Raw genomic sequence first — 9,603 nt, forward strand, 5'->3', positions numbered from 1 at the left:
ATACTATTATCGATAATTTAACACTCTGCTTTTGTACTTGCCCCTATCTTTATTACTTCAACGAGAAGGTATGTCAAATCATGTCAATATTGACGCATCTTTACAAATTTGCGCAGCTGCCTCTAATGCACTGCGCATTTTCGCAACATGCGTTATAATCTCTTGACGTTCGTCGTAATTACTTGTCGCTAAAGCTCATAATTGCGTAAAGTGCGATGGCATGAGCTAAAGTCACAAAAAAACAATAGAGATGACAATAATGTATAAATTTGCCCCCTCCATAGTCGTAGCTGGGATTGCCGCAGCTTTGATGGGCTGTCAGGATCACGGCCCGCAGAAAGAAAAAGTTACCATAGAGAAAAACCCATATCCAAGTACTTACAAGCCAGTACCTTCTCAGTCAACCCTAATCACGAATGCTACCGTTCTAATCGGTACGGGTGAAAAGCTAGAACAAGGTGATGTATTTATTGTTGATGGTAAAATCAAGCAAGTTGGCAAAGACCTTTCTGTCACAGCTGATGTTACTATCGATGCCGAAGGTAAATGGGTAACACCTGGTATTATCGATGTGCACTCTCATTTAGGGGCTTACCCCAGTCCAAGTGTAGAATCGCACAGTGATGGCAATGAAATGATTAACCCTAATACTTCTCAGGTATGGGTTGAGCACTCTGTATGGCCGCAAGATCCTGGCTTTAACCGAGCCAGAGAAGGGGGGATTACCACGCTACAAATCTTACCTGGCTCTGCAAACCTATTTGGTGGCCGAGGTGTTACCTTAAAGAATGTGCCGGCATCAACAATGCAAGCAATGAAATTCCCTGATGCGCCATATGGATTAAAGATGGCATGTGGTGAGAATCCAAAGCGTGTATACGGCTCTAAAGGTGTAGCCCCTTATACTCGTATGGGTAATATGGCAGGATATCGTGAAGCTTGGATTGAAGCTGGTGAATATAAGCGCGCGTGGGAACAATACGAAGCCGAATATGCTGCTGGATTGAATCCGGATGCACCAGAGCGTGATATCAAGTTCGATACGCTGCGTGGCGTGCTAGATGGTGAAATCTTGATCCATAACCATTGCTACAAAGCGGAAGAAATGGCAATGATGATCGACTTGTCTAAAGAGTTTGGTTATCACGCAGGAACTTTCCACCATGGTATTGAAGCATATAAGATTGCAGATCTGTTAGGTGAAAACGGTAACTGTGCTGCACTTTGGCCTGATTGGTGGGGCTTTAAGATGGAAGCCTATGATATGGTTCAGGAAAACGTTGCAATTGTTGATGCAGTGAAAAACTCATGTGCAATTGTTCATTCTGATTCAGGGACCACAATCCAACGTTTGAATCATGAAGCCGCAAAAGTGATGAACACCGCAAACCAGTCAGGCTTTAACATCAACGAGCAGCATGCAATTAAGTGGATCACCTCGAATGCTGCGAAATCGTTAGGTATTCAGGATAAAACCGGATCGCTTGAGCAAGGCAAACAAGCTGATGTCGTAATTTGGAGCACTAACCCGTTTAGCGTGTACTCTCGTGCAGAGCAGGTTTTTGTGGATGGTGGTAAAGTCTATGATCGTTATGATGAAAAATATCAAGCGGTTAGTGATTTTATGTTGGGCCAAAAGTAAGGAGTTGATGAGATGAAAACCATGAAGCTAACCATGATCACTAGCGCATTACTAGCTCACTCTGTTGCTTTTGCCAGTGTTACCGCAATTACCAATGCAACGGTCCATACCGCGACAGATGCTGGCGTACTTAAAGGTGCGACCTTAGTTATCGAAAACGGTAAAATAAAAGCGATTAATCCAGATAATGTGACTGCTGATGTGACGATTGACGCCAGCGGTAAAGTGGTCACTCCGGGTTTTATTGGCTCAATGAATCAACTTGGTTTAGTTGAAGTTGGTGCTGTTGCTGCTTCACGTGATGCCAGCGATGACGATGCAGGCTTAGACTTTGATGCAAGCACCGCATTTAATCCACGTAGTAGCTTAATTGCATATGCTAGAAAAGGTGGAGTAACGCAAAACTTTGTCGCACCTTGGGGTGGTAAAAGTGAGTTTGCAGGGCTTGGTTTTGTTGTTGATTTATCTGGTGAATTTAACAGTGTGACCGACAAGCATACCGCGTTAATTATTCATCTAGGAGCCAAAAGCAAAGGGTCTCGTGCAAAGGCGTTGGCTAACGTTGTTAAAAAGCTTGAAGCACAGCAAGAAAAACTCGCTAAGAAAGACAAAAAAGACGAGGGAAAACCGAGTTCAGAAGAACAAGTGTTAACGCAAGTGTTAGCGGGTGAAATGCCTGTGGTTGCAACACTTTCACGAGCGTCGGATATCCTTGAAGCGATTAAGCTAAAAGAAAAGTTTGGTTTAGATCTGATTATTCAGGGTGCTGATGATGCGGTAGTGGTCGCCGACCAGCTAGCTGAGGCAAAAGTACCTGTTATTTTGAGTGCGGTATCAAACCTACCAGCTAGCTTTGACTCAATGCATGCAAGTCTAGATAACGCAGGTAAGCTTGAGAAAGCAGGTGTCAATGTCATCCTGTCAATAGGTGGTGACGGTAGCCATAACGTCTACCAGCTACGTTTTGATGCGGGGATCGCTGTGGCAAATGGCATGAGTCATGAAGGCGCACTTAAGGCGGTTACCGCTAACCCTGCTAAAGCACTGGGTATTGATGGCGGTGTGATTGAAGCTGGTAAACGTGCAGACATCGTAATGTGGAGTGCGGATCCTTTCGAATTCAGCACCACAATCGATAAAATCTGGATCAATGGTGAGGAAGTGTCTACTGAGTCACGCCACGATAAACTAAGAGACAGATATACGACAGATTCTGATATGCCAAGAGCGTATACGAAGTAATGTTTTTATACAGGGCCTCATTTGAGGCCTTTTTCAATTCGGTTTGTCCCGTCCTAAATACACTTGGCGGGTTTTGGCAATCCTGCAATTTTTGTTGCTTGTTTAGCTGGGCCTTTTGGAAATAACTTATATAAATAGATGCTATTACCTTTATCCTCACCTAGTGCTTTAGCCATTGCCTTTACCAGCATACGGATCGCGGGGCTGGTGTTGTATTCGAGATAAAAACTTCTCACAAACTCAATGACTTCCCAGTGTGCATCTGAAAGCTCAATGTTTTCCTCTGCGGCTAGAAGCGGTGCTAAGTCTTTAGACCATTGAGTATGGTCTAGCAAATAGCCTTGTTTATCAGTCTCGATAGTTTGGTTGTTAAATTCTAGCATGATGATTACCAAGTAATTGAATTGTTCATAGTAATGGTCAGCTCAACCCAATCTTTGTCAGAAATAAGCTTTACTCCGGCTTCTGGGACAATGCCTCTGGCACTCGCACAGGTTTGCAGCATCACCACATGTGCATCCTCAGCTGAGATACGCGTTTGGCCAAAGCAGCCATCATTACATAATAAAATAGTGTCGCGATGGGACACAAACTGCAGCTTATCGCATGCTTCGATACTAGAAATAATATGTAGCGTACTCATAATGTCACCACAAAGTCATGTTGTTTGATTAACGCGAGGATCTCATGTTGATTTTTGACTTCAGTATCAACAGCAAGGGAGTGTGGTGATACGTTAAACTCATCCATAGCTGACTGGCAGGCGTAAACCTGCTCGACATCATAAATTTCCAAAGTTTTTAATTGTTTAAACATATCTTTTAAACCCAGTGTGGGCGCATTGAGGGTTTTCTGGAGTGATAGCACAGCAGGACCAGTAAAAAGCCAACTTACTTGCTGATCAATTGCGGCATAGATTAGTGCGACATCGAGCGCTTCTTTCAGACTATTTTGGTCAAACGGACTGGTTTGAGAAATGATTAACACGGTTTTACTCATTTAAACTGTATCCATTTATCAGATTTACTCGAGATCATGGCAAACTCTGCAAGGCCAGCAACGGTGAAAGGGCTAACGTTTTCGGTGCTAACGCCGCGCTTTTCCGCTGCGGTGACACACAGCAACAGGGGGATCCCTTTATCTTTGATGCGTTGCCAAAGCGCGTTGACTTGCAATTCGTCGGAAGCATGTACAATATTTTGACTGGCGTGATAGACAGCATCTTGATATAGAAAAATACACGCGATTTGATGGTCACTTTTAATAGCGGCATCGACATACCGCTCTAGTAAAGTTAACTTTGACTGTGCAGCTACGCCAAAGTGCACTGATATGGCTATTTGACTCAAATTTTACTCATAAAAAAAACCCCGTAATGGGGCTTATTTTATCAGAAATTCTGAGTTAGTCATCCGACGCACCTAAAAGGGCAAGGATACTGGTAAATAAGTTATAAATACTTAAATACAAGCTCACAGTTGCAAGCACATAGTTTGTCTCGCCGCCGTTAATGATACGGCTTGTATCATAAAGGATAAAGCCAGACATTAATAAAACGACTGCCGCGTTAATTGCCATAAACGCGATGCTTGATCCAATGAACAAGTTTACTAGGCTCGAGATAATAACCACGATTAAACCAACTGTTAAAAAGCCACCCATAAATGAGAAATCTTTTTTCGTAGTTAGTGCATAAGCTGATAAACCGAAGAAAATTAACGCTGTTGTGCCTAGCGCTTGTGCTATCAACATGCCACCATTTGGTAATGCAGCATAGTGATTAAGCATAGGCCCAAGGCCGAAGCCTAGAATACCAGTAAATAAGAATACAAGACCGATAGCAGAAGATGAGTTTGCTTTTTTACCGATAACAAATAGCAAACCAAATGCAACTAATGAACAAACGATACCAGTAAACGCTGGTAATGCCATCGTCATTGAAATTGCGGCTGTTACTGCACTAAACGCTAATGTCATTGCCAATAGGAAGTAAGTGTTTTTCAACACTTTGTTTGTTTCCATTGTCGACATGACAGGTTTTGCAGTGTTGTATGAATGATTGAATGCCATGATTCAAGCTCCTTAATAAAACATGCTGATCCCAAAAATAACTGAGATAAGAGTATCAATTGTTATATGTTGGGGCAATGATTTCTGGATCAATATCGTCGATATTTAGATTGCCTTTATAATCTAAGCTATTGTCTAAGACTTTGAATATTTTCAAAAGTTCGCTGAAATATCAAAAATACGCAGAATCTTGACTGGTTCTTAGACGATTAAGCCAAATTTTACGCAAACGATCAAATAATTGAAAAAAAAGCTTCACAAGCGCATAGGGATTCTCTATTATTCGACCCGCTGCGGAGAGATGGCTGAGTGGTTGAAAGCACCGGTCTTGAAAACCGGCATACGTTAATAGCGTATCTAGGGTTCAAATCCCTATCTCTCCGCCACTTATTTTAGACTCATGCTATTAAGCGTGGTTCATAGGTTTTGGAGAGATGGCTGAGTGGTTGAAAGCACCGGTCTTGAAAACCGGCATACGTTAATAGCGTATCTAGGGTTCAAATCCCTATCTCTCCGCCACATTTAAAGCCCTCATGTTTGAGGGCTTTCTTGTTTTTGATATCTGAAACTTCCATTCATCAGCATAACTCTCGATAAAAATACCTATTAGACCAAAGTCGGCTAGTGCCGAGGCTCTGCTTGCACAATACTCAATGGTGTTGAATGAATAATGAATGTAGAGAGTGTTGAATATGAAACAAGTTGGCAAAGGGGTAGGCTTCTCTTTATTATCACCGTTAATCGTAGGTGGTGTGCTTGGGATTTACTACAGCTTTACACTCGGTCGCAGTGAGATGTTCTTTAACTTGCTACTTAGTGCAATTTCTAATGCATACATCGTTGGTCTTGCAATGTGTCTATTCGTTGTTCCCGGATATATCCTTATGTTTAGGTACAACAAGGTGCAATATGGCGGTTTGTTAACACTGGGGTTACTTGGTGGCGCGATATTTAGCTATCTTTTTGCCGCACAATCGGGCGTTGGTTTTATTGTTAACGCCTTAATGTCAATGCTCTCCGCAGGGCTTTTCTTATGTGGTTTGCGGGCTGGTAATCGTAAAACTGAGTGATAATTAACCGAGCAGTGTCAGTTTTACAGATAATTAATACTTTTTCAGTCGAAAAGGTTTTAATTGTTTCTCCGAAAGAGTACCTTTAGCTTTTGTCGTTCAATTCGTGAATTTGATGGTAATGCAAAAGCAAGATTTTTATCAGACTTTAGTTAAACAAGCTCAGGGGCTAATCAGTGGCGAACACAATGTGATTGCCAATATGGCAAACTTGAGTGCGCTTTTATTTACAACCCTTGAAGATATCAACTGGGCAGGCTTTTATCTTATGGATAGCGCTGAAGAGTTGGTTCTTGGGCCGTTCCAAGGTAACCCTGCATGTATCCGAATTCCCGTCGGTAAAGGGGTATGTGGCACAGCAGCTGCGACGTGTGAAACGCAATTGGTTGAGGATGTTCATGCGTTCGCTGGTCACATTGCTTGTGACGCGGCATCAAATTCAGAAATCGTGATCCCTGTTTTTAAAGGTAATAAAGTGATTGCCGTGCTAGACATTGACAGTCCCAGTCTGGCAAGATTTGACGAGCAGGATAAAATCGGATTGGAAGCGGTAGTTAAAGCGTTTGAGGAAACGCTTTAATGAAAGATATGCTTCAGGTACAAGATTATTTGTTTTCCTACGCCGATGTCGGTGATTGGGAAGGCGAAGAAGAAGTTGTTGCAGAACGCTTAAATGAGCTTATTCATCACGCCTGGGATTTGCTTCCCGAAGATTTAGACTGTGACACAATAGATAGGCTCATAGAAGGTATTTGGGAACATCTTCGCGGTGATTTAGCGCTTCTTGAAGCAGATATAGAAGAGCTAATTGACTGGGTTACACACTATATAAACTCGTCGCTCGATGAGCAGATGTAATTAATAGGTTTAAAAATGGAAACCACAAACAAGCTAAAAGACACAAATGAAGTATTAGACTTCTTATTTTCAGAATTTCCTAATTGCTTCAAGCAAAAGGATGGGATTAAGCCACTAAAGGTCGGTATTTTTAAAGATATCGCTGAACGAATTGAGGGCTCTGATAAAGTCAGTAAAACTCAAGTACGTCAAGCACTTCGTAAATACACTTCAAACTGGCGTTATCTCGAAGCAGTTACCAAGAACGAATTTCGCGTAGACCTAGACGGCAATCAAGCAGAAAAGGTTGAGCAAGAGCACGTTGAACACGCAGAAAAAGCATTGGCTGAGAGTCGTGCAAAAATGGCTAAGCGCAAAAAGCCACAGCGTCCAAACAATCGCGATGGCGAAACAAAATCTTACAAAAAGAAACCTTACTCAAGGGATCGTCAAGACCAAAAGCGCCCTAAAATGAGTAATAAACCTGCTGAAGTTAAACCAAAGCGCAGTGGTAAAGTTGAACCTTTACCGGCTGAACAGGTCAAGGTTAATAATAAAGTTAAAGTTAAACTTGGCCAAGCGCTTGTTAACGCTACCATCACTGAAGTCAAAAATGATGAAGTGCACGTAGAGCTTGTAACAGGAATGCAAGTCAAAACTAAAGCAGATAGCCTATATATCCAGTAAGGAGTTGTATATGAGTAAAAAGTTACCACTCATTTCCCTAGTCGCCGCGTTCGTATCGAGTGTTACTTTAGCCTCAACAAGCACAGTCACTATTAAGGACTTGCCGGTCCTTAAACCTGAAGCGCAACATACAACGGCTAGTAAACGAGTGACTAACCTATTTACTCGACAACACTACAAACGCTTCAGCTTTGATGACAGCTTATCGGATAAAATCTTCGATCGTTACGTAGAAGCCATCGACTTTAATAAGTCTTTGCTTCTACAGTCGGATATCGATAGTTTTCAACAATATCGTAAACAATTTGATGATGCATTGATCTCAGGAAAACTGGGTTTTGCTTACGATATGTTTAATCTAAGCATGAAGCGTCGTTTTGAGCGCTATGATTTTGCTATTAGCTTACTCGACAAAGAAATGAGCTTCGATAAAAAAGATGAGTTCATTTTTGATAGAGAAGAGCAAAATTATGCAACCGCGACAAGTGAGCTTGATGAATATTGGCGCCAGCGTGTTAAATCTGATGCGCTGCGTTTAAAGTTGACGGGCAAAAATTGGGAAGAGATCAAAGAAGTTCTTACCAAGCGCTACAAAAATGCGCAAAAACGTCTAGTGCAAACGAACAGTGAAGATGCATTCCAAGTTATTATGAATGCGTTTGCACGTAGCATTGAAGCGCACACATCCTATCTCTCGCCACGCCGTGCCGAACAGTTCAAAATGGATATGGACCTAGAGCTTGAAGGTATTGGTGCAGTGTTAAGTTACGATGAAGATTACACCGTGATACGTAGTTTAGTCCCTGGCGGTCCCGCGGACAAAACTGAAAAACTTAAGCCGGACGATAAAATCATCGGCGTAGCACAAGATGATAAAGAATTTGTAGACGTTATCGGCTGGCGTTTAGATGATGTGGTCGATTTGATCAAAGGTCCTAAGGGAACCAAGGTTCGACTTCAATACCTTAAAGGTACTGATAGCCACGGAACGCCTAAAGTTGTTGAAATTGTTCGTGACAAAGTAAAATTAGAAGATCGCGCAGTTAAATCTTCTGTCTTTGAAGCTAAATATTCAGAGCTACAAAGTAAAATAGGCGTGATAGAAATTCCGAGTTTCTACAATAATCTCTCTCAAGATGTAAAAACTGAAATCGCTAAACTTAAAGAAGCCAAAGTCGATGGGGTTATCATTGACCTTCGCCAAAATGGCGGTGGCTCGCTTTACGAAGCAACCCAGCTATCCGGTTTATTCTTTGACCAAGGTCCAGTTGTTCAGATCCATACTGCTTACAATCGTGTCGAAAGTCAACAAGATAGAGATGGCATTACCTTCTACGATGGACCTTTGACTGTGTTAGTTGACCGCTACAGTGCATCAGCATCTGAAATTTTTGCTGCTGCGATGCAGGACTATGGCCGAGCTGTAGTGATTGGTGAGCAAACCTTTGGTAAAGGTACCGTGCAACAACATCGTGGCCTGGGCAAAAATTACGATTTATTCGAAAACCCTTTAGGGAGTGTAACTTACACGATTGCGAAGTTTTATCGTATCGACGGTGGTAGTACACAACATAAAGGCGTGATCCCTGATATCTTGCTACCATCGGCAATCAATCCTGAAGAGTGGGGAGAAAGCCAAGAGGATAACGCACTACCTTGGGATAGTATTGTTCGTGCAAAATATGCGAGTTTAGATAACTTGTCGCCAACCATTCAGTACTTGAGTAAACGCCATGATGAGCGAGTAAAAGTTGAGCCTGAATTCGAATATATTTATAAAGACATTGAAGAATACAAAGCGCGTAAAGACGATAAGGCGATTTCATTAGTTGAAGCTGAACGTATCAAGGAGCGCGAAGATCGTGATGATCTGGTATTGAAGCGGACAAATGAAAGGTTGAAGCGTCTAGGATTAGAGCCCGTTAAAGATTTGGACGATACGCCAGAGGTCATTTCGGAATTAGACCCGTACCTTGAAGAGGCAGCCCTGATCACGCAGGACCTAATTTCATACGGGCGAATAGCCAAAAACGAAGTTAAAAAATAAATAAAAGG

At 42.1% G+C, this 9,603-nt stretch carries 12 protein-coding genes and 2 tRNA genes; 9 read left to right on the forward strand and 5 right to left on the reverse strand.

Annotated elements, in window-relative coordinates; translation table 11 throughout:
* Positions 1-259: 259 nt before the first annotated feature.
* Positions 260-1,642 carry an amidohydrolase gene (locus L1D50_RS18440; RefSeq protein ID WP_128728264.1) on the forward strand — a complete coding sequence of 461 codons (1,383 nt, stop codon included), beginning with the start codon at positions 260-262 and terminating at the stop codon, positions 1,640-1,642.
* 12 nt (positions 1,643-1,654) lie between these two features.
* Positions 1,655-2,884 carry an amidohydrolase family protein gene (locus L1D50_RS18445; RefSeq protein ID WP_128728263.1) on the forward strand — a complete coding sequence of 410 codons (1,230 nt, stop codon included), beginning with the start codon at positions 1,655-1,657 and terminating at the stop codon, positions 2,882-2,884.
* 53 nt (positions 2,885-2,937) lie between these two features.
* Here L1D50_RS18445 and L1D50_RS18450 read toward each other — a convergent pair whose 3' ends face one another.
* The 5 genes from L1D50_RS18450 to L1D50_RS18470 are packed head-to-tail and all read right to left on the reverse strand — an operon-like array spanning position 2,938 to position 4,954.
* Complete coding sequence (locus L1D50_RS18450; protein ID WP_039495713.1) at positions 2,938-3,267, reverse strand: TusE/DsrC/DsvC family sulfur relay protein; 330 nt, start codon at positions 3,265-3,267, stop codon at positions 2,938-2,940.
* 5 nt (positions 3,268-3,272) lie between these two features.
* Entirely contained in the window at positions 3,273-3,527 is a 255-nt protein-coding gene (locus tag L1D50_RS18455; RefSeq protein WP_128728262.1) for a DsrH/TusB family sulfur metabolism protein, read from the reverse strand.
* Positions 3,524-3,883, reverse strand: a complete 360-nt coding sequence (locus tag L1D50_RS18460) for a DsrE family protein (RefSeq protein WP_128728261.1) — start codon at positions 3,881-3,883, stop codon at positions 3,524-3,526. Before L1D50_RS18460 ends, L1D50_RS18455 begins: the two co-directional genes overlap by 4 nt.
* Positions 3,880-4,233, reverse strand: coding sequence for a sulfurtransferase complex subunit TusD (gene tusD, locus L1D50_RS18465; RefSeq protein WP_128728260.1), 354 nt, complete (start codon positions 4,231-4,233; stop codon positions 3,880-3,882). The genes L1D50_RS18460 and tusD overlap by 4 nt, the downstream gene beginning before the upstream one ends.
* A gap of 55 nt (positions 4,234-4,288) precedes the next feature.
* A complete protein-coding gene (locus L1D50_RS18470) occupies positions 4,289-4,954 on the reverse strand; it encodes a Bax inhibitor-1/YccA family protein (protein WP_010604622.1) in 666 nt (221 codons plus the stop codon).
* A gap of 295 nt (positions 4,955-5,249) precedes the next feature.
* On the opposite strand from L1D50_RS18470, the gene L1D50_RS18475 reads away from it, so the two are divergent.
* The 7 genes from L1D50_RS18475 to prc all read left to right on the forward strand — a co-directional run bounded on the left by L1D50_RS18475 (position 5,250) and on the right by prc (position 9,595).
* Positions 5,250-5,340 (forward strand) — tRNA-Ser (locus tag L1D50_RS18475).
* 42 nt (positions 5,341-5,382) lie between these two features.
* Positions 5,383-5,473 (forward strand) — tRNA-Ser (locus tag L1D50_RS18480).
* Between the two features lie 173 nt (positions 5,474-5,646).
* A complete protein-coding gene (locus tag L1D50_RS18485) occupies positions 5,647-6,024 on the forward strand; it encodes a hypothetical protein (RefSeq protein WP_128728259.1) in 378 nt (125 codons plus the stop codon).
* Between the two features lie 121 nt (positions 6,025-6,145).
* Complete coding sequence (locus L1D50_RS18490) at positions 6,146-6,604, forward strand: GAF domain-containing protein (RefSeq protein WP_239966564.1); 459 nt, start codon at positions 6,146-6,148, stop codon at positions 6,602-6,604.
* Positions 6,604-6,882 carry a hypothetical protein gene (locus L1D50_RS18495; RefSeq protein ID WP_010371557.1) on the forward strand — a complete coding sequence of 93 codons (279 nt, stop codon included), beginning with the start codon at positions 6,604-6,606 and terminating at the stop codon, positions 6,880-6,882. Before L1D50_RS18490 ends, L1D50_RS18495 begins: the two co-directional genes overlap by 1 nt.
* Positions 6,883-6,897: 15 nt before the next feature.
* Complete coding sequence (gene proQ, locus L1D50_RS18500; protein WP_138523880.1) at positions 6,898-7,548, forward strand: RNA chaperone ProQ; 651 nt, start codon at positions 6,898-6,900, stop codon at positions 7,546-7,548.
* Positions 7,549-7,558: 10 nt separating this feature from the next.
* The gene (gene prc / locus L1D50_RS18505; RefSeq protein ID WP_128728256.1) at positions 7,559-9,595 is read left to right on the forward strand and encodes a carboxy terminal-processing peptidase; all 2,037 of its coding nucleotides are present in this window, start codon (positions 7,559-7,561) and stop codon (positions 9,593-9,595) included.
* Positions 9,596-9,603: the final 8 nt, after the last annotated feature.

Source organism: Pseudoalteromonas sp. Isolate6 (genome assembly GCF_022398435.1).
GTDB lineage: Bacteria > Pseudomonadota > Gammaproteobacteria > Enterobacterales > Alteromonadaceae > Pseudoalteromonas > Pseudoalteromonas galatheae.

Excerpts from the sequence above, each read along its gene's own strand:
- proQ (WP_138523880.1), top strand. The coding sequence starts at position 6,898 with ATGGAAACCACAAACAAGCTAAAAGACACAAATGAAGTATTAGACTTC.
- L1D50_RS18485 (WP_128728259.1), top strand. The coding sequence starts at position 5,647 with ATGAAACAAGTTGGCAAAGGGGTAGGCTTCTCTTTATTATCACCGTTA.
- L1D50_RS18460 (WP_128728261.1), bottom strand. The coding sequence starts at position 3,883 with ATGAGTAAAACCGTGTTAATCATTTCTCAAACCAGTCCGTTTGACCAA.
- L1D50_RS18440 (WP_128728264.1), top strand. The coding sequence starts at position 260 with ATGTATAAATTTGCCCCCTCCATAGTCGTAGCTGGGATTGCCGCAGCT.
- L1D50_RS18445 (WP_128728263.1), top strand. The coding sequence starts at position 1,655 with ATGAAAACCATGAAGCTAACCATGATCACTAGCGCATTACTAGCTCAC.
- L1D50_RS18490 (WP_239966564.1), top strand. The coding sequence starts at position 6,146 with ATGCAAAAGCAAGATTTTTATCAGACTTTAGTTAAACAAGCTCAGGGG.
- L1D50_RS18495 (WP_010371557.1), top strand. The coding sequence starts at position 6,604 with ATGAAAGATATGCTTCAGGTACAAGATTATTTGTTTTCCTACGCCGAT.
- prc (WP_128728256.1), top strand. The coding sequence starts at position 7,559 with ATGAGTAAAAAGTTACCACTCATTTCCCTAGTCGCCGCGTTCGTATCG.
- L1D50_RS18455 (WP_128728262.1), bottom strand. The coding sequence starts at position 3,527 with ATGAGTACGCTACATATTATTTCTAGTATCGAAGCATGCGATAAGCTG.
- L1D50_RS18470 (WP_010604622.1), bottom strand. The coding sequence starts at position 4,954 with ATGGCATTCAATCATTCATACAACACTGCAAAACCTGTCATGTCGACA.
- L1D50_RS18450 (WP_039495713.1), bottom strand. The coding sequence starts at position 3,267 with ATGCTAGAATTTAACAACCAAACTATCGAGACTGATAAACAAGGCTAT.